The sequence below is a fragment of the Streptomyces sp. QH1-20 genome (assembly GCF_041283565.1).
Lineage (GTDB): Bacteria > Actinomycetota > Actinomycetes > Streptomycetales > Streptomycetaceae > Streptomyces > Streptomyces syringius.
The window spans coordinates 2186716-2208082 of sequence record NZ_CP166299.1 but is presented as its reverse complement, the minus strand read 5'-3'; the positions used below and the strand labels follow the sequence as shown (position 1 = coordinate 2208082).

General features: G+C 70.8%; 19 protein-coding genes. 14 read left to right on the top strand and 5 right to left on the bottom strand.

Annotated elements, in window-relative coordinates; translation table 11 throughout:
- Nucleotide 1: 1 nt before the first annotated feature.
- The 8 genes from murG to AB8O64_RS09800 all read left to right on the top strand — a co-directional run bounded on the left by murG (nt 2) and on the right by AB8O64_RS09800 (nt 7297).
- Nucleotides 2-1096: an undecaprenyldiphospho-muramoylpentapeptide beta-N-acetylglucosaminyltransferase gene (gene murG, locus AB8O64_RS09835; protein WP_130877325.1), complete on the top strand. Its 1095-nt coding sequence runs from the start codon at nt 2-4 to the stop codon at nt 1094-1096.
- A 28-nt stretch (nt 1097-1124) separates the two neighbouring features.
- A complete protein-coding gene (locus tag AB8O64_RS09830; RefSeq protein WP_370418797.1) occupies nt 1125-1958 on the top strand; it encodes a cell division protein FtsQ/DivIB in 834 nt (277 codons plus the stop codon).
- 239 nt (nt 1959-2197) lie between these two features.
- Entirely contained in the window at nt 2198-3439 is a 1242-nt protein-coding gene (gene ftsZ / locus AB8O64_RS09825) for a cell division protein FtsZ (protein WP_370418796.1), read from the top strand.
- Between the two features lie 28 nt (nt 3440-3467).
- A complete protein-coding gene (gene pgeF, locus AB8O64_RS09820) occupies nt 3468-4235 on the top strand; it encodes a peptidoglycan editing factor PgeF (RefSeq protein ID WP_370418795.1) in 768 nt (255 codons plus the stop codon).
- A complete protein-coding gene (locus tag AB8O64_RS09815; protein WP_370418794.1) occupies nt 4232-4963 on the top strand; it encodes a YggS family pyridoxal phosphate-dependent enzyme in 732 nt (243 codons plus the stop codon). Before pgeF ends, AB8O64_RS09815 begins: the two co-directional genes overlap by 4 nt.
- A gap of 123 nt (nt 4964-5086) precedes the next feature.
- The gene (locus AB8O64_RS09810) at nt 5087-5689 is read left to right on the top strand and encodes a cell division protein SepF (protein ID WP_130877828.1); all 603 of its coding nucleotides are present in this window, start codon (nt 5087-5089) and stop codon (nt 5687-5689) included.
- A gap of 74 nt (nt 5690-5763) precedes the next feature.
- A complete protein-coding gene (locus AB8O64_RS09805) occupies nt 5764-6054 on the top strand; it encodes a YggT family protein (protein ID WP_130877321.1) in 291 nt (96 codons plus the stop codon).
- A 49-nt stretch (nt 6055-6103) separates the two neighbouring features.
- Nucleotides 6104-7297: a DivIVA domain-containing protein gene (locus tag AB8O64_RS09800; RefSeq protein ID WP_130877320.1), complete on the top strand. Its 1194-nt coding sequence runs from the start codon at nt 6104-6106 to the stop codon at nt 7295-7297.
- 186 nt (nt 7298-7483) lie between these two features.
- On the opposite strand, the gene ileS is transcribed toward AB8O64_RS09800, so the two are convergent.
- Nucleotides 7484-10627, bottom strand: coding sequence for an isoleucine--tRNA ligase (ileS, locus tag AB8O64_RS09795; RefSeq protein WP_370418793.1), 3144 nt, complete (start codon nt 10625-10627; stop codon nt 7484-7486).
- 469 nt (nt 10628-11096) lie between these two features.
- On the opposite strand from ileS, the gene AB8O64_RS09790 reads away from it, so the two are divergent.
- The 5 genes from AB8O64_RS09790 to AB8O64_RS09770 all read left to right on the top strand — a co-directional run bounded on the left by AB8O64_RS09790 (nt 11097) and on the right by AB8O64_RS09770 (nt 16007).
- On the top strand, nt 11097-12137 hold the full coding sequence (locus tag AB8O64_RS09790) for a TraR/DksA family transcriptional regulator (protein ID WP_370418792.1): 1041 nt from the start codon (nt 11097-11099) through the stop codon (nt 12135-12137).
- 77 nt (nt 12138-12214) lie between these two features.
- Entirely contained in the window at nt 12215-12790 is a 576-nt protein-coding gene (gene lspA / locus AB8O64_RS09785; protein ID WP_356450926.1) for a signal peptidase II, read from the top strand.
- 103 nt (nt 12791-12893) lie between these two features.
- Nucleotides 12894-13835: an RluA family pseudouridine synthase gene (locus AB8O64_RS09780; protein WP_356450925.1), complete on the top strand. Its 942-nt coding sequence runs from the start codon at nt 12894-12896 to the stop codon at nt 13833-13835.
- Nucleotides 13832-14314, top strand: coding sequence for a GNAT family N-acetyltransferase (locus AB8O64_RS09775; protein WP_370418791.1), 483 nt, complete (start codon nt 13832-13834; stop codon nt 14312-14314). The genes AB8O64_RS09780 and AB8O64_RS09775 overlap by 4 nt, the downstream gene beginning before the upstream one ends.
- Before the next feature lie 103 nt (nt 14315-14417).
- Nucleotides 14418-16007, top strand: a complete 1590-nt coding sequence (locus AB8O64_RS09770) for a Na+/H+ antiporter (RefSeq protein WP_370418790.1) — start codon at nt 14418-14420, stop codon at nt 16005-16007.
- A 77-nt stretch (nt 16008-16084) separates the two neighbouring features.
- Here AB8O64_RS09770 and AB8O64_RS09765 read toward each other — a convergent pair whose 3' ends face one another.
- Entirely contained in the window at nt 16085-17188 is a 1104-nt protein-coding gene (locus AB8O64_RS09765; RefSeq protein ID WP_370423833.1) for a mechanosensitive ion channel family protein, read from the bottom strand.
- A 114-nt stretch (nt 17189-17302) separates the two neighbouring features.
- Between AB8O64_RS09765 and AB8O64_RS09760 the strand changes: the two genes are divergently transcribed.
- Nucleotides 17303-17890, top strand: a complete 588-nt coding sequence (locus AB8O64_RS09760; protein ID WP_370418789.1) for a dienelactone hydrolase family protein — start codon at nt 17303-17305, stop codon at nt 17888-17890.
- A gap of 20 nt (nt 17891-17910) precedes the next feature.
- On the opposite strand, the gene AB8O64_RS09755 is transcribed toward AB8O64_RS09760, so the two are convergent.
- The 3 genes from AB8O64_RS09755 to AB8O64_RS09745 form a co-directional block, all read right to left on the bottom strand.
- Entirely contained in the window at nt 17911-19578 is a 1668-nt protein-coding gene (locus AB8O64_RS09755) for an alkaline phosphatase (RefSeq protein ID WP_370418788.1), read from the bottom strand.
- 121 nt (nt 19579-19699) lie between these two features.
- Nucleotides 19700-20545 (bottom strand): thioredoxin domain-containing protein, encoded by an 846-nt coding sequence (locus tag AB8O64_RS09750; protein ID WP_370418787.1) that lies wholly within the window; start codon nt 20543-20545, stop codon nt 19700-19702.
- 49 nt (nt 20546-20594) lie between these two features.
- Nucleotides 20595-21284 (bottom strand): hypothetical protein, encoded by a 690-nt coding sequence (locus AB8O64_RS09745; RefSeq protein ID WP_370423832.1) that lies wholly within the window; start codon nt 21282-21284, stop codon nt 20595-20597.
- Nucleotides 21285-21367: the final 83 nt, after the last annotated feature.

The following is a 21367-nucleotide window of genomic DNA, read 5'->3' as shown; positions in this document are numbered from 1 at the left end:
GGTGCATGTCGTACTCGCCGGCGGGGGGACCGCCGGCCACATCGAGCCCGCGCTCGCCCTCGCGGACGCCCTGCGCAGGCAGGACCCGACCGTGGGGATCACGGCGCTCGGCACGGAGCGGGGCCTGGAGACCCGGCTCGTGCCCGAGCGGGGCTATGAACTGGGACTGATCCCCGCCGTACCCCTGCCCCGCAAGCCCACACCCGAGCTGATCACCGTCCCGGGACGGCTGCGCGGCACCATCAAGGCCGCCGAGCAGATCCTGGAGCGGACCAAGGCGGACTGCGTGGTGGGCTTCGGCGGCTATGTGGCGCTGCCCGGCTATCTGGCCGCCAAGCGGCTCGGAGTGCCGATCATCGTCCACGAGGCCAACGCCCGCCCCGGCCTCGCCAACAAGATCGGCTCGCGCTACGCCGCGTCGGTCGCGGTGAGCACCCCGGACAGCAAGCTGCGCAACGCCCGCTACGTCGGCATCCCGCTGCGCCGCACCATCGCGACCCTCGACCGGGCCGCGGTCCGGCCCGAGGCGCGCGCGGCGTTCGGCCTCGACCCCAACCTGCCGACGCTGCTGGTCTCCGGCGGCTCGCAGGGCGCCCGCCGGCTGAACGAGGTCGTCCAGGCGGTCGCCCCGATGCTCCAGCGCTCCGGCATCCAGATCCTGCACGCGGTCGGTCCGAAGAACGACCTGCCGCACGTGGACAACATGCCCGGAATGCCGCCCTATATCCCGGTACCGTATGTGGACCGGATGGACCTCGCGTACGCCGCGGCGGACATGATGCTCTGCCGTGCGGGCGCGATGACCGTCGCCGAGCTGTCCGCCGTCGGGCTTCCGGCCGCCTACGTCCCGCTGCCCATCGGCAACGGCGAACAGCGGCTCAACGCCCAGCCGGTGGTCAAGGCGGGCGGCGGTCTGCTGGTCGACGACGCCGAGCTGACCCCCGAGTGGGTCCAGAGCCATGTGCTCCCGGTGCTCGCCGACCCGCACCGGCTGTACGAGATGTCCCGCGCCGCCTCCGAGTTCGGGCGCCGGGACGCCGACGAGCTGCTCGTCGGCATGGTGTACGAGGCGATTGCCGCACGCAGGGCCCGCTGACGGCCCGTAGGAGCAGGAGGCGGGGAGCGTGGCCGGACCGACGACCGCCCGGCGCGGTGGCGGCAAGAACGGCAAGCCGCCGCGTTCGCGGCAATCGCCTCGCCCGCCCCGCTCCGGCGGGCCGCCGGGCAAGGCGAAGCCGCGCCGCCCCCGCCTCCACCCGCGCCGGCGCAGACTGCTCGGCTGGGCGGCCGTCACCGTGGCTCTCGGTGCGGCCGTCGGCTGGGCGCTCTACGGCTCCAGCTGGCTGCGGGTCACCCATGTGGAGGTCAGTGGCACCGCCGTACTGACGTCCGGAGAGGTCCGCCGGGAGGCCGATGTCCCGTTCGGCGACCCCCTCGCCGCCGTCGACACCGACGCCATCGCGGACCGGCTGCGCGACCGGCTGCCGAGGATCGAGTCGGTGGCGGTCGAACGGTCCTGGCCACACGGAATCAGTCTGAAAGTGACCGAGCGGCAGCCGAAAGCCGTCCTCGAAAAGGGCGGGAAGTTCATCGAAATCGACGGTACGGGCGTGCGGTTCGCCACAGTCGATCAAGCCCCGAAGGGGGTGCCCCGGCTGACGATGGCGGCCGAGGACTCGGCCGGTGCCCGCCGGTTCGGCCCCGAGCGACTCGAACGGGAGGCCGTCCGGGTCGCCGTGGACCTGCCCCCCGCCGTCCGCCGGGACACCCTCGCGATCCGCGTACGCTCGTACGACTCCATCACCCTGGAGCTGACGGGCGGTCGGACGGTGGTCTGGGGGAGTGGTGAACGGGGGGACGCGAAGGCCCGTACGCTCACGGCATTGCTCAAAGCCGCCCGGGGCGCGGACCACTTCGACGTCAGCGCTCCCGGGGCTCCGGCGGCGTCGGGGAGTTGACGCGAATCCGGGCCCGCCAGCACCCTGGTTGGCTACGACTATGGGTGATCACATAGGGTGAAAAGAAAAACGGGAGGTTCGGCGTGTTCATTGAACGCGCACCGCTTGTCGACTTAGTGTCCTGTTCAGAGAACCCACACAACAGTGACACCGGTAACCCTAAACTTCAACGTTAGGGTTCGGGTCGGCATTGAGAACCGCCCCCAGGCATACGTAACTCGAGGCGAGAGGCCTTCGACGTGGCAGCACCGCAGAACTACCTCGCAGTCATCAAGGTCGTCGGTATCGGCGGCGGTGGCGTGAACGCCATCAACCGGATGATCGAGGTCGGTCTCAAGGGCGTCGAGTTCATCGCGATCAACACCGATGCGCAGGCTCTCCTGATGAGCGACGCCGACGTCAAGCTCGACGTCGGCCGGGAGCTCACCCGCGGCCTCGGCGCCGGCGCCAACCCCGACGTCGGCCGCAAGGCCGCCGAAGACCACCGCGAGGAGATCGAGGAGGTCCTCAAGGGGGCCGACATGGTCTTCGTGACCGCGGGCGAGGGCGGCGGCACCGGCACCGGTGGCGCCCCCGTCGTCGCCAACATCGCCCGCTCGCTGGGCGCCCTGACGATCGGTGTGGTCACCCGCCCGTTCACCTTCGAGGGCCGGCGCCGCGCCAACCAGGCGGAGGACGGCATCGCGGGGCTGCGCGACGAGGTCGACACCCTCATCGTCATCCCCAACGACCGATTGCTGTCCATCTCGGACCGTCAGGTGAGCGTGCTCGACGCGTTCAAGTCGGCCGACCAGGTGCTGCTCTCGGGCGTCCAGGGCATCACCGACCTGATCACCACCCCGGGCCTGATCAACCTCGACTTCGCCGACGTCAAGTCCGTGATGTCCGAGGCCGGCTCGGCGCTCATGGGCATCGGCTCGGCGCGCGGCGACGACCGCGCGGTGGCCGCCGCGGAGATGGCGATCTCCTCGCCGCTCCTGGAGGCGTCCATCGACGGCGCCCGCGGTGTGCTGCTCTCCATCTCCGGTGGCTCCGACCTCGGTCTCTTCGAGATCAACGAGGCGGCGCAGCTGGTCAGCGAGGCCGCGCACCCCGAGGCCAACATCATCTTCGGCGCCGTCATCGACGACGCCCTCGGCGACGAGGTCCGGGTCACCGTCATCGCGGCCGGCTTCGACGGCGGCCAGCCGCCGGCCAAGGGCAGCCGCGACAAGGTGCTCGGTTCCTCCTACGGCGGCCGCGAGGAGAGCGCGCCGGCCACAACGGCCACGAGCCGGCCGGCCGAGCGGCCCGAGCCGTCCCGCCCGTCCTTCGGCGGACTCGGCAGCGTGACCCCGCGCACCGAGGAGCCCGTACCGTCCGACCCCAGCCCGGTCAACGAGATCCCGGCGCCGCCGGTCTCCTCGCCGCAGGTCCCGCCGGCCCGTCCGTACCAGGACTCGACCGCCGAGGAACTGGATGTTCCCGACTTCCTGAAGTAGTCCGGCGGCAGCGAGTGAGCGGCCCCCAGTGATAGGGCAACAGCACGCAGTGACATCCGAAGAGCACGCGAGCGGCGCGCACTTCGCCTTCACCGACAGGTGGGGCGGGGTGAGCGCCGCTCCGTATGACGAGCTGAATCTCGGTGGCGCGGTCGGTGACGACCCCGCGGCCGTACGGACCAACCGCGAGCGGACGGCGAAGGCACTCGGCCTCGACCCGGCCGCGGTGGTCTGGATGAACCAGGTGCACGGCCGGGACGTGGCCGTGGTCGACGGGCCGTGGCACGGCTCCGGTTCCACCGCCCCGATCCCGGCCGTCGACGCGTTGGTGACGGCCCGCCGCGGTCTCGCCCTCGCGGTGCTGACCGCGGATTGCACCCCCGTTCTGCTCGCGGACCCCGTCGCCGGGGTCGCGGGGGCGGCCCACGCCGGACGCCCGGGACTGGTCGCCGGAGTCGTCCCCGCGGTCGTCGAGTCGATGACCGCGCTCGGCGCGGAACCCGCCCGGATCGTCGCCCGGCTCGGCCCCTCGGTCTGCGGACTCTGCTACGAGGTGCCCGAGGAGATGCGCGCCGAGGTCGCGAAGGCCGTACCCGAGGCCTGGGCCACCACCCGCCAGGGCACCCCGGCGGTGGATGTCGCGGCCGGGGTCCGGGCCCAACTCTCCCGACTCGGCGTGCAGATCAGCGGACAATCTCACATTTGTACGCTGGAGTCGAAGGACCATTTCTCGTACCGCCGCGAGCGCACCACGGGTCGACTCGCGAGTTATGTCTGGTTGGACACCGAGCTGTGACGGACCGTAGAACGCAACTGGCCCAGAACCTGGCGCAGGTGGAGGAACGTATCTCCTCCGCCTGCGCGGCCGCCGGCCGCGAGCGCGAGGAGGTGACCCTGATCGTGGTCACCAAGACCTACCCCGCGAGCGACGTCCGGCTCCTCGCCGAGCTGGGTGTCCGTCATGTCGCGGAGAACCGCGATCAGGACGCGGCCCCCAAGGCCGCTGAATGCTCGGATTTGCCCCTTAACTGGCACTTCGTCGGACAGCTGCAGACCAACAAGGTCCGGTCCGTGGCGAATTACGCCGATGTCGTGCAGTCGGTTGACCGGCTCAAGCTGGTCAACTCCCTCTCCGCAGCGGCTGTTCGGACCGGTCGGAAGCTCGACTGCCTGATCCAGGTGGCTCTTGACGCCGAGTCGGGACAGACCGGGCGGAACACGGCGGATCGCGGCGGTGCCGCGCCGGAGGAAGTGGCGGCGCTCGCCGACGCTCTCGCCGAAGCCGAAGGGCTGCGGCCGGCCGGGCTGATGACGGTCGCTCCGCTCGTCGGACCATATGCGGGACGGCAACGGGCCGCCTTCGACCGGCTGATGGAAATCGCAACGGACCTGCGCTCGGCCCATCCTGCTGCGAACATGGTGTCAGCAGGGATGAGCGCGGACCTCGAGGACGCCGTTGCTGCCGGGGCGACACATGTACGTGTCGGCACAGCGGTACTCGGAGTCCGACCCAGGCTCCGGTAACGTCGCCAAGAAGTCGGACCACAGCAGAAAATATGGTCATTACCGTCAAAAGACGGACAGACCAAGTGGATCCAAGGCGCCCGTTGGCGGAGCCGATCCACCACAGAGCGGAGGACGCAGAGAATGGCCGGCGCGATGCGCAAGATGGCGGTCTACCTCGGCCTCGTGGAGGACGATGGGTACGACGGCCCGGGGTTCGACCCCGACGACGAGTTCGAGCCCGAGCCGGAACCCGATCGGCGCCGGCAGCAACACCAGCCACAACAGACGCAATCGGACGAACCGGTTCGAGTCGCCCAACCCCCTGCCCAGCGCGAACCCGCTCCGCTCGTAGCGGAAACGGGACGACCCGCGCGAATCGCCCCCGTGGCGTCCATCACACCAGAACGCCACTCTTTGGAGAAGAACGCACCGGTGATCATGCCCAAGGTTGTGTCCGAGCGGGAGCCCTACCGCATCACGACATTGCACCCCCGGACCTACAACGAGGCCCGTACCATCGGGGAACACTTCCGTGAGGGCACCCCGGTGATCATGAATTTGACGGAGATGGACGACACCGACGCGAAGCGACTTGTCGACTTTGCCGCCGGTCTGGTCTTCGGTCTGCACGGGAGCATCGAGCGGGTGACGCAGAAGGTGTTTCTGCTGTCTCCTGCTAACGTCGATGTCACGGCGGAGGACAAGGCCCGTATCGCAGAGGGCGGGTTCTTCAACCAGAGCTGAGACGCAACACCGGGCAAACCGGGTGAAACGGCCAACAGGCCGAGTACGGGCAAGGGGAGAGGGAAGCGCGGGAGATGGACATCGCACTGCAGGTGATCTACATCGCGCTGTATTGCTTCCTGGTTGTGCTGATCTTCCGATTGGTGATGGATTACGTCTTCCAGTTCGCCCGCTCATGGCAACCCGGTAAGGCGATGGTGGTCGTTCTGGAGGCCACCTACACTGTCACCGATCCGCCACTCAAGCTTCTGCGGCGGTTCATTCCGCCGCTGCGTCTCGGGGGCGTGGCGCTCGACCTGTCCTTCTTCGTATTGATGATCATCGTCTACATCCTGATCGCCGTCGTCAGGCGGGTGTTGGTGTGAACGATACGGTCTTGCCGGTTGCCGACGACTACGTTGAGGTGAAGAAGAGATGCCGTTGACCCCCGAGGACGTGCGGAACAAGCAGTTCACGACCGTCCGTCTCCGAGAAGGCTATGACGAGGACGAGGTCGATGCCTTCCTGGACGAGGTCGAGGCCGAACTGACCCGTCTGCTGCGGGAGAACGAGGACCTGCGCGCCAAGCTGGCCGCGGCCACGCGGGCCGCCGCGCAGAACCAGCAGCAGGGAATGCGCAAGCCCGAGCAGCAGGACCAACGACCAGGTGCTCCGGTGCCCGCCGCCATATCCGGACCGCAGCCGGTGCCGCAGCAGCAGCAGATGGGCGGCCCGCCGCAGCTTCCGGGCGGTGCCCCGCAGCTGCCGGCCGGCCCCAGCGGTCACGGCCACGGCCCGCAGGGTCCCCACGGTCCGGGTCCCATGGGACAGAACGGTCCGATGGGCGGCCCCATGGGCGGTCCGATGGGACAGAACGGTCCCATGGGGCAGAACGGCCCGATGGGTCAGAACGGCATGGGTCAGAACGGTCCCGGTCCCATGGGCCAGGGCATGGGCCAGAACGGTCCGATGGGCGGCCCCGGCCAGCAGATGCAGCAGCAGGGCCAGGGCCCGGGCGGCGACAGTGCTGCTCGTGTGCTCTCGCTCGCGCAGCAGACCGCCGACCAGGCGATCGCGGAGGCCCGTTCCGAGGCCAACAAGATCGTCGGCGAGGCACGCAGCCGCGCCGAGGGCCTGGAGCGGGACGCCCGCGCCAAGGCCGACGCGCTGGAGCGGGACGCGCAGGAGAAGCACCGCGTCGCGATGGGCTCCCTGGAGTCCGCTCGCGCCACGCTGGAGCGCAAGGTCGAGGACCTGCGCGGCTTCGAGCGCGAGTACCGCACCCGGCTGAAGTCCTACCTGGAGAGCCAGCTGCGCCAGCTGGAGAACCAGGCGGACGACTCGCTCGCCCCGCCCCGTACCCCGGCGACCGCGTCGCTGCCGGCGGCCCCCTCGATGAGTGGGTCCATGGCCTCGGCCGGTGCGGGCATGGGTGGCCACAGCATGGGCGGTAACCCGTCCATGGGCGGTCACGGCGGTGCGACGGGTGCCCCGTCGTACGGCGGTCAGCAGCAGATGTCCCCGGCGATGACGCAGCCGATGGCACCGGTCCGGCCGCAGGGCCAGCAGCCGATGCAGCAGGCTCCGTCCCCGATGCGCGGCTTCCTGATCGACGAGGACGACAACTAAACGCTCGGCGCCACGCGTCGGCAATCAACGGGCCGGGCCCGGGACTTCATGTCCCGGGCCCGGCCCGTTTGCGTCGTCCGCCCACCCGCCGTGCGGGGTGCGGTACGACAAAACCCGGTGTGCTGGGGGGCCTTGACCCCCGGGCACACCGGGTCGAGTCGTCAGGCGGCAGACGCCGCCCGGCAGTTACGCCTTACGGAGGCGGAACGTCAGGCCAAGGCCCTCGTCCTCGAACGACTCGCCGTAGGAGTCGTCGCCCTCGCCCTGGGCGAAGTCGAGCGCGAGGACCTCGTCCGCGATCAGGCCCGCGTGCTCGGTCAGCGCACCGGCCGTCTCGGCGTCCGGCGCGGACCAGCGGACCGCGATCCGGTCGGCGACGTCCAGGCCGCTGTTCTTACGGGCCTCCTGGATCAGACGGATCGCGTCACGGGCGAGACCGGCACGACGCAGCTCCGGGGTGATCTCCAGGTCCAGCGCCACGGTCGCACCCGAGTCGGAGGCCACCGACCAGCCCTCGCGGGGGGTCTCGGTGATGATGACCTCGTCGGGGGAGAGCGAGACGGCCTCCCCGTCGACGACCACCGAGGCGGTGCCCTCGCGCAGAGCCAGCGACAGCGCGGCGGCGTCCGCTTCGGCGACGGCCTTGGCCACCGCCTGGACGCCCTTGCCGAACCGCTTGCCCAGGGCGCGGAAGTTGGCCTTGGCCGTGGTGTCGACCAGCGAACCGCCGACCTCGCTCAGCGAGGCCAGGGACGAGACGTTCAGCTCCTCGGCGATCTGCGCCCGCAGCTCCTCACCCAGCGACTCGAAGCCGGCGGCCGCGACCAGCGCGCGGGACAGCGGCTGACGGGTCTTGACGCCCGACTCGGCGCGCGTGGCACGGCCGAGCTCGACCAGGCGCCGGACGAGCAGCATCTGCTGGGACAGCGTCGGGTCGATGAGGGCGGTGTCCGCCTTCGGCCAGGTGGAGAGGTGGACCGACGCCGGGGCCTCGGGGTCGACGGGCACGATCAGGTCCTGCCACACCCGCTCGGTGATGAAGGGCACCAGCGGGGCCATGAGCCGGGTGACCGTCTCGACGACCTCGTGCAGCGTGCGCAGCGCGGCCTTGTCGCCCTGCCAGAAGCGACGGCGCGAACGCCGCACGTACCAGTTGGACAGGTCGTCCACGAAGGAGGACAGCAGCTTGCCGGCGCGCTGGGTGTCGTAGGCGTCCATGGCCTGCGTGACCTCGTCGGTCAGCGCGTTGAGCTCGCTGAGCAGCCAGCGGTCCAGCAGCGGCCGCTCGGCGGCGGCCGGGTCGGCGGCGGACGGCGCCCAGCCGGACGTCCGGGCATACAGCGCCTGGAAGGCGACCGTGTTCCAGTAGGTGAGGAGCGTCTTGCGGACGACCTCCTGGATCGTGCCGTGCCCGACGCGGCGCGCGGCCCACGGGGAACCGCCGGCCGCCATGAACCAGCGGACGGCGTCGGCGCCGTGCTGGTCCATCAGCGGGATCGGCTGGAGGATGTTGCCCAGGTGCTTGGACATCTTCCGGCCGTCCTCGGCGAGGATGTGGCCGAGGCAGACGACGTTCTCGTAGCTCGACTTGTCGAAGACGAGCGTGCCGACCGCCATCAGGGTGTAGAACCAGCCGCGCGTCTGGTCGATGGCCTCCGAGATGAACTGCGCCGGGTAGCGCTTCTCGAAGATCTCCTTGTTCTGGTACGGGTAGCCCCACTGCGCGAACGGCATCGAACCCGAGTCGTACCAGGCGTCGATGACCTCCGGCACACGGACGGCGGTGTGCGAGCAGCCGTCGGCGGTGCAGGTGAAGGTGACGTCGTCGATGTACGGGCGGTGCGGGTCCAGCGCGCTCTGGTCGGTGCCGGTCAGCTCGCCGAGCTCGGCCAGCGAGCCGACGCAGGTGAGGTGGTTGTCCTCGCAGCGCCAGATCGGCAGCGGGGTGCCCCAGTAGCGGTTGCGGGAGAGCGCCCAGTCGATGTTGTTGTTCAGCCAGTCGCCGAAGCGGCCGTGCTTGACCGACTCGGGGAACCAGTTGGTCTTCTCGTTCTCCTCGAGAAGCCGGTCCTTCACGGCGGTGGTGCGGATGTACCAGGACGGCTGCGCGTAGTAGAGCAGCGCGGTGTGGCAGCGCCAGCAGTGCGGGTAGCTGTGCTCGTAGGCGATGTGCTTGAAGAGCAGGCCGCGCTCGGAGAGGTCCGCGACGAGCTTCTCGTCGGCCTTCTTGAAGAACTCACCGCCGACGAGGCCGAGGCCCTCCTCGAAGGTGCCGTCGGGGCGGACCGGGTTCACGACCGGCAGGCCGTAGGCGCGGCAGGTCTTGAGGTCGTCCTCACCGAAGGCGGGAGCCTGGTGGACGAGACCGGTGCCGTCCTCGGTCGTCACGTACTCGGCGTTGACGACGAAGTTGGCGCCCTCCAGCTCGACCAGGTCGAACGGGCGGCGGTAGGCCCAGCGCTCCATCTCGCGGCCGGTGAAGGACTGGCCGGTGGCGGTCCAGCCCTCGCCGAGGGACTTCTCCAGCAGCGGCTCGGCGACGACCAGCTTCTCGTTGCCGTCGGTGGCCACGACATAGGTGACGTCCGGGTGCGCGGCGGCGGCGACGTTGGAGACGAGCGTCCACGGGGTGGTCGTCCACACCAGCAGCGCCGCCTCGCCCGCGAGCGGGCCGGAGGTCAGCGGGAAGCGGACGAAGACGGACGGGTCGACGACCGTCTCGTAGCCCTGCGCCAGCTCGTGGTCCGACAGGCCGGTGCCGCAGCGGGGGCACCAGGGGGCGACGCGGTGGTCCTGGACCAGCAGCCCCTTGTTGAAGATCTCCTTCAGCGACCACCACACGGACTGGACGTACGCGGGGTCCATCGTGCGGTACGCGTCGTCCAGGTCGACCCAATAGCCCATGCGGGTGGTCAGCTCGGTGAACGCGTCGGTGTGACGGGTCACGGACTCGCGGCACTTCGCGTTGAACTCGGCGATGCCGTACTTCTCGATGTCCTGCTTGCCGTTGAAGCCCAGCTCCTTCTCCACCGCCAGCTCGACCGGCAGGCCGTGGCAGTCCCAGCCGGCCTTGCGGCCGACGTGGTAGCCCTGCATGGTGCGGAAGCGGGGGAAGACGTCCTTGAAGACGCGGGCCTCGATGTGGTGCGCGCCCGGCATGCCGTTGGCGGTCGGGGGGCCCTCGTAGAAGACCCACTCGGGGCGGCCCTCGGACTGCTCCAGGGTGCGGGCGAAGACCTTGTTCTCACGCCAGAAGTCGAGCACGGCGTGCTCGAGGGCGGGTAGGTCGACCTGGGCGGGCACCTGGCGGTACTGCGGCTGCGGATTCATCTGGGTCTGCCTCCGGCGGAACGTCATTGCGCTGTCGCGCTCTCCGTCGGAGGGACGAGAGCCTCTCGCTCCCGCGGTACCACCCTCCTTGGCCGCAGGCAGCACGCCTGTGGCCCCCTCATTGGGCCGCGACACCGGTTCTACTGACCCCGCGCGGGGCGTTCTTCCGGCGGCTCGGGGGTGATCTTCACACCGCGCACACCTCCGGGCTCGCACCGTCCCCGGATCGCTCATGGCTGCGTGCGGCGCTACTCGTCCCTTCCACGCCTTTCGCTGCGCCCAGTGTAAAGGGCCACGCCGAGGACGGCCGACCGAATTTCCCCTGCCGGCCGCGGGCCGCCGATTACAGGGCCGGGTGCGGGGCACAAGGGTTGAGACCGGCGTGGCCCGTTGCCGCGTGCCCGGAGCCGATTTATCGTTCCGGCACGATTCGCGCGCAAGATCATAAAATGTGAAGGGGTCGCGGGCCATGGTGGCGAAGAAGTCCGTGAAGACGGCCGCACCGGCCAAGAAGGCCGCGCCCGCGGCCAGGAAGACCACCAAGACCGCTCCCGCTCCGGCCGCTGCCAAGAAGGCCGCTCCCGCGAAGAAGACCGCCCCCGCGAGGAAGGCTCCGGCCAGGAAAGCCCCGGCCGAGTCGTCTGCGGCCGCCAAGAAGGCCGCTCCGGCCAAGAAGACCGCCGCCAAAAAGGCCCCGGCCACGAAGACCGTCACCCAGAAGGCCGTAGCCAAGAAGGCGGCGACGAAGACCGCACCGGTGAAGAGGACCGCGACCGCGAAGGCCGCGACCGCGAAGAAAGCGCCTGCGAACGCTGCGCCTGCGAAGGCCGCCAAGAAGACGATCACCAAGGCCGCGACCACGACCACGACCAAGACTGCCGACAAGGCTGCGACCAAGACCGCGGCGAAGTCCGCGACCAAGATCTCCACCAAGGCGGCGCCCGAGAAGGCCGCGCCCGCCGAGGCCACGGCCGCACAGGCCGCCCCGGCCGTTCACGCCGCGAGAGCGGCATCCGCCAAGAAGACGGGAGACAGGACGGTGGCCGCGAAGAAGACCATGAGCGAGGCGCAGGCCGCGACGACGGTGCCGGGGGCCCGGGCGGGCGCCGCGGAGCCCGGGGCCCTCGCCGTACGCCCCGGCGAGGAGCCCTGGTCGCCCGGGGAGGTGGCTGAGGCCCGGACGGAGCTGCAGGGCGAGGTCCTCCGCCTACGGGCCGAGATCGACACCGCCCAGGAGGCCATCAGCGGCCTGATGCGCGACTCGGGCGACGGCGCGGGCGACGACCAGGCCGACACCGGCACCAAGAACATCACCCGCGAGCACGAGCTGGCCCTGGCCGCCAACGCCCGGGAGATGCTGGAGCAGACCGAGCGGGCGCTGGAGCGGCTCGACGCCGGTACGTACGGGATCTGTGAGAACTGTGGCAATCCCATCGGAAAGGCCCGGATGCAGGCCTTCCCGCGGGCCACGCTGTGTGTCGAGTGCAAGCAGCGTCAGGAACGTCGCTGACCGGGCGCCCACGCCGTGCCGTACCCTCGACCTCAGCCAGGCAGGGCCCTGGCGTGGGACGACGTCGAGGGACTCACGTGACAGAGGCGGAACAGGCCACCGGTATGCCGGAGGGCGCCGACGGGGCCGGAGAGGCGACGGCCGGCGAGAACAGCGCGGCCAAGGGCAAGCGGCGGATCGGCGTGCTCCTCTCGGTCGCCGCTTTCGCCTACCTGCTCGACCTGCTCAGCAAGCTGCTCGTGGTGGCCAAGCTGGAGCACCACGATCCGATCCAGGTGTTCGGCACCTGGCTCCAGTTCAACGTGATCCGCAACCGTGGCGCGGCCTTCGGTATCGGCGAGGCGATGACCATCGTCTTCACCGTGATCGCCACCGCCGTGATCGTGGTCATCGCGCGCCTCGCCCGCAAGCTCTACAGCCTGCCGTGGGCGATCGCGCTCGGCCTGCTGCTCGGCGGCGCCTTCGGCAACCTCACCGACCGGCTCTTCCGGTCGCCCGGCGGCTTCGAGGGCGGGGTGGTGGACTTCATCGCCCCCGCGCACTTCGCGGTCTTCAATCTCGCGGACTCCGCGATCGTCTGCGGCGGCTTCCTGATCGTGATCCTCTCCTTCCGTGGCCTGGACCCGGACGGCACCGTCCACACCGACGACTGACGGCCCTGCCCCGACGCCCGGCGGCCCGGTCCGCGAGGGCCGGGGCCGTCGTCGCCCGGGACGGGCGTACGGGCGGGTCCGGCCCGTCCGGCATACTCGACGGGTGAGCACCATTCCCGAGATCCGCGCCCTTCCCGTCCCCGATGGCCTCGAAGGCGAGCGCGTCGACGCCGCCATCGCCCGCATGTTCGGTTTCTCCCGCACCAAGGCGGCCGAACTCGCGGCCGCGGGCAAGGTCCAGCTCGACGGGGCCGAGGCCGGGAAGTCCGACCGGGTCACCGGCGGGGCCTGGCTGGAGGTCGAGATGCCCGCCGCGCCCGCGCCGGTGCAGATCGTCGCGGAGCCCGTCGAGGGCATGGAGATCGTCCACGACGACGACGACATCGTCGTGATCGTCAAGCCGGTCGGGGTCGCCGCGCACCCGAGCCCCGGCTGGACCGGCACCACCGTCATCGGCGGTCTCGCCGCCGCCGGCTACCGCATCTCCACCTCGGGCGCGTCCGAGCGCCAGGGCATCGTGCACCGCCTGGACGTCGGCACCTCCGGCCTGATGGTCGTCGCCAAGTCCGAGCGCGCCTACACCCTGCTCAAGCAGCAGTTCCGCGAGCGCACGGTCGACAAGCGCTACCACTCGCTGGTCCAGGGCCACCCGGACCCGATGAGCGGCACCATCGACGCCCCCATCGGCCGTCACCCCAACCACGACTACAAGTGGGCCGTCACCGCCGAGGGCAAGCCGTCGGTGACCCACTACGACCTCATCGAGGCGTTCCGGGCCGCCAGCCTCCTCGACATCAAGCTGGAGACCGGCCGTACGCACCAGATCCGGGTGCACATGGCCGCGCACCGGCACCCCTGTGTCGGCGACATCACCTACGGCGCCGACCCGACCCTCGCCAAGCGGCTCGGGCTCACCCGGCAGTGGCTGCACGCCATGCGGCTCGGCTTCGAGCACCCCGAGGACGGGCGCTGGGTGGAGTTCGAGAGCGCCTACCCCGAGGACCTGCAGCGGGCCCTGGACATCGTGCGCGCCGAAAGCTCGTGAGCCCGGACACCCCCTGCGTCATCCGCCCGGCGGGCCCGGCGGAGCTCGCGGACTGCTTCGCCGTGCGCCGTGAGGTCTTCGTCGTGGAGCAGCGGATCCCGGAGGCGGAGGAGATGGACGCGTACGACGCCGACGCGGTCCATCTCCTGGCCACCGGCCCGGCCGGTCCCCTCGGCACGGTGCGCTTCCTGCACGGTGGTCCCGCCCGCAGGAAGTACGCCCACGCCGGTGTCGACGACGACACCACGGCCGTCCTCGGCCGGCTCGCGGTCGGCGGCGCCGCCCGGGGCAGCGGCCTCGGTGCCGCGCTCGTGCGGGCGGTGGAGGACGAGGCCCGGCGGCTGGGGCTGGCCCGGGTCTATCTCGAGGCGCAGACACACGCCCTCGGCTTCTACGAGCGCCTGGGGTACACCGCGTACGGACCGGAGTTCGACGAGGGCAGCGGCATCCCGCACCGGGCGATGACCAAATCGCTCTGAGCTGCCCCGAGGCGCCGAGAGGCGCCCGGCATCACGGGGTTTGCCCCGTTCCATGGCAGGCTGGGGCCTGAACGTCTGTTCCCCACCCGCCCGGAGGGCCTCCGTGGACCAGCTCGCCCTGCTGTTCGTCCTGCTCATCGGGGCTGTGGTCATGGTGCCGCTCGGGGACCGGCTGGGGCTGCCCTCACCGGTGCTGATGACCCTGGGCGGGATCGTCCTCGCGCTGCTGCCGTTCGTGCCGAACGTGGACATCTCACCGGAGTTCATCCTCCCGCTGGTGCTGCCGCCCCTGCTCTACGCCTCCGTGCAGCGCACCTCCTGGCGGCAGTTCGCGGCCAATCTGCGACCGATCTTCCTGCTCGCCGTCGCGCTGGTCTTCGTCACGACCGCCGCTGTCGCCGCCGTCGCGGGGGCCATCGTGCCGGGTCTGCCCATCGCCGCCGCCGTCGCGCTCGGCGCGCTCGTCGCCCCGCCCGACCCCGTCGCCGCCACCGCCGTCGCGGGCTCCCTCGGGCTGCCCCGCCGCCTGGTCTCCATCCTGGAGGGCGAGGGGCTCTTCAACGACGTCACCGCCATCGTGCTCTACCACGTGGCCATCGCCGCGGCCGTCAGCGGCAGCTTCTCGCTGCCCCGGGCCGTCGCCGAGCTGGTGCTGTCCGCCGTGGTGGCCCTGGCGGTCGGGCTGGGCCTCGGCTGGGCGGCCAAGAAGCTCATGGACGTCCTCGGTGACGCGACGCTCCAGATCGGGCTCACCCTGCTGGTGCCGTTCGTCTCCTACGTCCTGGCCGAGGAGTTCAAGGGCTCCGGCGTGCTCGCCGTGCTCGTCACCGCGCTCTTCCTGGCCGAGTACGCCACGGACCCCGACGACGTCCTCGGCCGGCTGGCCGGGCACACCTTCTGGGAGGTCGTCGACACCCTCGTCACCGGCGTCGCCTTCGGGCTCATCGGCCTGGAGCTGCACAACGTCTTCCACGTCGCCTCCGGCCGCTGGGGCGAGATGTTCCGGACGGGGGCCGTCGTCGTCGCGGTCGTCATCGGCGTACGTCTGCTGTGGCTGCTGCCCGCCGCGTGGCTCGCCAAGAAGCTGCACCGGCACCGGGACCTCGACGAGGAGATCCCGATGAGCTGGCGCGAGACGGTCGTGATGTGGTGGTCCGGGATGCGCGGCGTCGCCTCCGTCGCGCTGGCCCTCGCCATCCCGCTGCACACGGACGACGGCCTGCCCTTCCCCGCCCGCGACGAGATGCTCTTCATCGCCTTCGCCGTCATCGTCGCCACCCTCGTCGTCCAGGGGCTCACCCTGCCCTGGCTGGTCAAGCGGCTCGGCGTGGAGTCCGACACCGACGCCGAGCGGGAGCTGTCACGACAGCTCGCCGTGCGCGTCTCCAAGGCCGCCAAGCGCCGGCTCAAGGAGATCGAACAGGAGGAGGACCTCCCCGAGGACCTCGTCGAACAGCTCCACCGGCGGGCCTACGAGGTGGGCGCCCGGATCAGCCCCGACATGGTGGACGAGGAGCGCCGCGAGGCCCACGCCCAGCGCGTCGAGCGGATCCGCACCGTCCAGCGCATCCAGAACGAGATGCTCTCCGCCGCCCGGCACGAGGTGCTGGCCGCACGCAGCGAGCCCGGCGCCGACCCGGAGGTCGTCGACCGGGTGCTGCGTCACCTGGACGTCCGAAGCCTGCGCGGCTAGCCGCCTGGGCCCGGCCCATGTGCACCTCCGCTGCGCGGCGGTGTCCTCAAACGCCGGGCGGACTGGATTCGCGCGCCCTAGTTCATCCCCGGCCCCGGCCCTATGTCGTCCGCGGTGGGCGGGGCCTGCCGGCGGGAGGGCGCCTCCTCCAGGCCCGGCGCCGGGGCGGTGTTGATCCGCGGCAGCGCGTACGGATGCTCCCGCCGCAGCCACTCGATGAGCTGCTCGCGCACCAGACAGCGCAGCGTCCAGATGTCGTCGGCGTCCTTGGCGGTGACCAGCGCCCGCACCTGGATGGTCGAGGGCGTGGTGTCGGTGACGACCAGACCCCAGGCCCGCTCGTCCCACTCGTGGCTGCTCTTGAGCACGTTGTGGAGGTAGTCGCGCAGCAGGTCTATCGGGGTCGAGTGGTCGAGGTGGAAGAACACCGTGCCGGTCATCCGGGGGTTGCCGCGCGACCAGTTCTCGAACGGCTTGCTGGTGAAGTACGACACCGGCATCGTGATCCGCCGCTCGTCCCAGGTGGTCACCACCAGATAGGTGAGCGTGATCTCCTCGACCTTGCCCCACTCGCCGTCCACCACGACCGTGTCACCGATACGGACCAGGTCGCCGAAGGCGATCTGCAGCCCGGCGAAGAGATTGCCGAGCGTGGACTGCGCCGCGACACCGGCCACGATGCCGATCACACCGGCCGACGCCAGCATCGACGTCCCCACGGTCTTCATCGCCGGGAAGGTCAGCAGCATCGCCGCCACCGCCACCACACACACGGCGGCCGCGACGATCCGCTGGATCAGCGTGACCTGGGTGCGCACCCGGCGCACCCGGGCGGGGTCCGCCGCGTGCGCGGCGTAGCGGGCGTACGTCGACTCGACCACGGCGGTGGCCACCCGGACCACCAGCCAGGCACACGCGCCGATCAGCACCAGGGTCAGCGTCTGGCCCACCCCGGCCTCATGCCCGTCGGCCACGCCGGAGGACTCGTAGCTGCCGCGCAGCAGCGCCGCGCACAGCACCAGGCGCACCGGCAGCCGACAGCGGCCCAGCAGGCCCCACAGCGGCATCTCGGGGTGTCTGGCGGCGATCCGGTTCAGTACCTGATCGGCCACCCAGCCGACCACCGCAGTGATGAGCACCGCCCCACCGACGACGATGATCGGACGCAGCACGTCCTCCATGGACACGTGTGGCTCCTTCCGGCCTGCGGGTCCTCGCTGCTCTCCGGTGGGCGTCCTCCCGACCGTAACTGGCACGATGGGGGCACGCGATCCACCCGTAAGGAAGTGACTCCAGTGGCGTCCCCTACCACGATTGTCCTGTTTCATTCAGCCTTCGGGCTGCGGCCCGCGGTGCACGCCGCCGCCGAGCGTCTGCGTGCCGCCGGTCACGAGGTGCACGTTCCGGACCTTTACGACGGCCGGACGACGGACACCGTCGAGGAGGGCATGAAGATCAAGGACGAGATCGGCCAGGAGGAGCTGCTGCGCCGGGCCATCACCGCGGTCGCTCCGCTGTCCGACCGCGGAGTCGTCTACGCGGGCTTCTCGCTCGGCGGATCCATCGCGCAGAACCTCGCGCTGGGCGACGAGAAGGCGCGCGGTCTGCTGCTGCTGCACGGCACCTCCGACCTCGCCGAGGACGCGTCCGTCGACGAGCTGCCCGTGCAGCTGCACGTCGCGGACCCCGACCCGTTCGAGCCGCACGACTGGCTCAACGCCTGGTACCTGCGGATGCAGCGGGCGGGCGCGGACGTGGAGGTCTACCGCTACGCGGGGGCCGGGCACCTGTTCACCGACCCCGAGCTGGCGGACTACGACAAGGAGGCGGCCGAGGCCGCCTGGAAGGTCGCGCTCGGCTTCCTCGACGGCCTCGGGGAGTAGGGCCTCTCCGGGGGAGTGCCCTAGCCCGCGGGGGTCTTCACCCGCTCGACGCGCTGGGTGCCCGTGCGGGTCCGGTAGGACCGGGACCAGGACGACGTGGCCTTCGGGTCCTTCTTGTCGGACAGCACGTAGTAGTCCATCTGGGCGTGCTCGGCGGTGATGTCGAGGACGCCGTAGCCGTGCGAGTCCATGTCGAGCCACTTCACATGCCGGTTGGCGGCCTTGATCGCGGTGGCGGCGGCGAGGGAGACCGTGTGCGGCGGCACGTGCAGCAGGTCGTCGATGTTGTCCGAGGTCACCGAGGTGACCACGAACTCGGTGGCCACGGACGGCGTCAGCGGGTACGTCGCGGCCGTGCGGGGCACGTCGTTGGCCCAGGCCATGTGGATGTCGCCGGTGAGGAAGACGGTGTTGCGGATCGCGCGGTCGGCGAGGTGGGCGAGCAGCTCGCGCCGGTCGTCGGTGTAGCCGTCCCACTGGTCGGTGCTGATCGTGAGGCCGCCCGTGGGCAGCCCGAGCAGCTTGGCCAGTGGCTCCAGCAGATGGGCGGGCAGGGCGCCGAAGGCCACCGGGGAGATCATCACGGAGTTGCCGACGAGGCGCCAGGTGGTGTCGGACGACGCCAGGCCCGCCTTGAGCCAGTCCAGCTGGGCCCGGCCGGTGATGGTGCGCTCGGGGTCGTCGACGCCGCCGCCCTTGGTCTGCTGCGAGCGGAACGAGCGCAGGTCCATCAGGTGCAGGTCGGCGAGCTTGCCGAAGCGCAGCCGCCGGTAGGTGGTGCCCTCCACGGACGGGCGGACCGGCATCCACTCGAAGTAGGCCTGCTTCGCGGCGGCCATGCGCGCGGCCCAGTCGCCCTCCGCGCCGGGCGTGTGGTTCTCGGCGCCGCCCGACCAGGCGTCGTTGGCGAACTCGTGGTCGTCCCAGATGGCCACCGTCGGGTGCGCCCGGTGCAGCGCCTGCAGATCGGGGTCGGTCTTGTAACGGCCGTGGCGGACGCGGTAGTCGGCCAGGCTGACGATCTCGTGGGCGGGGGAGTGCGGGCGCACGGTGTACTTCGCGGCGGGGTAGGTGCCGGTCCCGTACTCGTAGATGTAGTCGCCGAGGTGCAGCACCGCGTCCAGGTCTCTTCGCCCGGCGAGGTGGCGGTACGCGGAGAAGTGGCCCGCCTCCCAGTTGGCGCAGGAGACCACACCGAAGCGGACGCCGGTGGTGGCCGAGCTGTGGGCGGGGGCGGTGCGGGTGCGGGCGGCGGGGGAGACGGCGTCGCCGGTGGTGAAGCGGAAGTGGTAGTCGGTGGCCGGACGCAGACCCCGGACGTCGGCCTTGACGGTGTGGTCCGTCGCGGTCGTCGCGGTGGCCGTGCCGTGCGCGACGACCCGGGCGAAGGCCGCGTCCTCGGCCACCTCCCAGCGGACCTCGACGTCCGGCCCCAGCCCCGAGCCGGGAACGGCTTCGGGGGCGGGCGTGACCCGCGTCCACAGCAGGACACCGTCGGGGAGCGGGTCGCCGGAGGCGACGCCGTGCAGGAAGCCGGTGGCCCGGGCGGCGGGGGCCGCGGCGGGCGCGGGCACGGCGGGCCGCGCATGGGCGGCGGTGGCGGTGGCCAGGGGCAGCAGGGCCGCGGTGGTGGTGGCGGCTACGGCCGTGACGGCCGTGCGGCGCGATATCGGGTCAGATGAGGTCACGGACCGTCATATTACTTTCCGGTAAAACCGGAGGTAAGGCCATGGGGCGGACGGACTCCAAGAGTTCGCCCGCCCGTCGGCCCGGCGACCACGGATCATTACCGTGGCCGCCGGTACGCGGCTACTTCTTCAGCGCCGCGTCCACCAGCGAGGTGAACTCCTGGGGCGAACCCGGGGCACCGCCGCCCGCGCCCGTCAGCTTCTCGCCGTTGAGCTTGAAGGTGGGCGTGCCGGTCACGTCCTTGGCCTTCTTGAAGTTGTCGGCGACGGCCAGGGCCCACTTGTCGTAGGTGCCCTTCTCGACGGCCGCGTCGAACTCCTTGTTGCCCTTGAGCTCCTTGACCGACTGGGCGATCTCGATCAGCTTGGCGTCGTCGGAGTAGGCGTCGTCCGTCTCCTGCGGGTGGTTCTTCTTGTCGAAGAGCGCCTTCTTGTACTCGAGGAAGACGTCCGGGCCGACGTTCAGCGCCGCGCCCAGCGCGCTCAGGGCGTTGCGCGAACCGGAGCCCGCGATCTGCGGGTTGTCGTCGAGGAAGGCGCCCATCGTGAACTGCGCCTTGTACTTGCCGTCCTTGATGTCCTTCAGGATGGTGTCGCCCGTGGTGGCCTCGAAGTCCGCGCAGATCGGGCAGCGCATGTCCTCGAAGATCTCGAGGGTGTTCTTCGCGTCCTTCTTGCCGATGACGATCGTGGTGCCCTTGTCGCCGGTGGTGTTGGCGGGCTGCTTGTAGTCCGTCTTGTCGGACGCGGCCTTCCAGGCCTTGGCGGAGACCTTGTTGTTCTTGCTGCCGTTGGTCATGTTGGTCACCGCGTAGCCGATGCCGCCGGCTATCGCGAGCACGACGACGATCGACCCGGCGACGACGAGCTGGCGGCGCGTCTTGTCCTTCTTGGCCTGCCGCTCCCGCTCGGCACGCAGCCGCTCGCGGGCGGCCTGCTTGTTCTGCTGGTTGTTGCGGTTGCTCATGAGGTCTTCTCCGGGTGATGAACGTACGAATGAGGGGGAACGCTGGTGCTCAGGCGACTGCCGGGCACAGGGGCGGACCGCGTCGCACGACGGAGTGGACGAGCAGGGGCAACGAGCGGGGCACGCGCGCGTGGCGCACGGGCCGCGGGCCCGCGCCCGCGGGGCGCGCGAGATGGCCCACCGCGGCGATGGCGAGCAGCAGCGGGCGGAAGGCGAGGCCCGCGACCGCGCGCAGCAGCCGGGCCAGCGCCACCTCGCCGCGGCGCAGCCACGCGGCGGCCAGCAGACCGACGGCGACATGTCCGGCGAGCAGCAGCCACGGGGTGGCGGAGCCCGCCGCGGGGACCGCGGGGAGCGGGCCCGTGCCGCTCCGGGCGGCCATCCGGGCCAGCGGGGTGCCGAAGTCGCCGCCGCGGCAGACCAGATCGACGCCCATCGAGCGCAGCGGACCCGCGATCGGACCGCCCGCCCGGCCGTAACAGGTGTGCTGCCCGGCGGTGAAGACGGTGTCGGCCACCAGCTCCAGGGGGACGAGAAGGGCGGCGATCTGCCCGTAGCCCCGCTCCCGGCCGGCCAGCGCGTAGGCGATCGTGAAGAACGCGGCGGCCAGCACGGCGACCGTGGACAGCGGCAGCGGCATCCGGGAGAACAGCACATGGGAGGCGGCGGACAGCGTGAGGCAGAAAGCCGTGAAGAGCGCCGCGCGCAGTGCTCTCAGTCGAACTCCCGTCCCCTCCATGAAGCCGAAGTTTGCCACGATCGTGGGTATGTGTCGTGTCAAGATTCGGCATCGACGGCGGGGACGGGAGACCCCGGGGCGGG

Coding starts and splice junctions, on each gene's coding strand:
- AB8O64_RS09810 (WP_130877828.1), top strand. CDS start 5,087: ATGGCCGGCGCGATGCGCAAGATGGCGGTCTACCTCGGCCTCGTGGAG.
- AB8O64_RS09805 (WP_130877321.1), top strand. CDS start 5,764: ATGGACATCGCACTGCAGGTGATCTACATCGCGCTGTATTGCTTCCTG.
- AB8O64_RS09800 (WP_130877320.1), top strand. CDS start 6,104: ATGCCGTTGACCCCCGAGGACGTGCGGAACAAGCAGTTCACGACCGTC.
- ileS (WP_370418793.1), bottom strand. CDS start 10,627: ATGAATCCGCAGCCGCAGTACCGCCAGGTGCCCGCCCAGGTCGACCTA.
- AB8O64_RS09790 (WP_370418792.1), top strand. CDS start 11,097: ATGGTGGCGAAGAAGTCCGTGAAGACGGCCGCACCGGCCAAGAAGGCC.
- AB8O64_RS09765 (WP_370423833.1), bottom strand. CDS start 17,188: ATGGAGGACGTGCTGCGTCCGATCATCGTCGTCGGTGGGGCGGTGCTC.
- AB8O64_RS09750 (WP_370418787.1), bottom strand. CDS start 20,545: ATGAGCAACCGCAACAACCAGCAGAACAAGCAGGCCGCCCGCGAGCGG.
- AB8O64_RS09745 (WP_370423832.1), bottom strand. CDS start 21,284: ATGGAGGGGACGGGAGTTCGACTGAGAGCACTGCGCGCGGCGCTCTTC.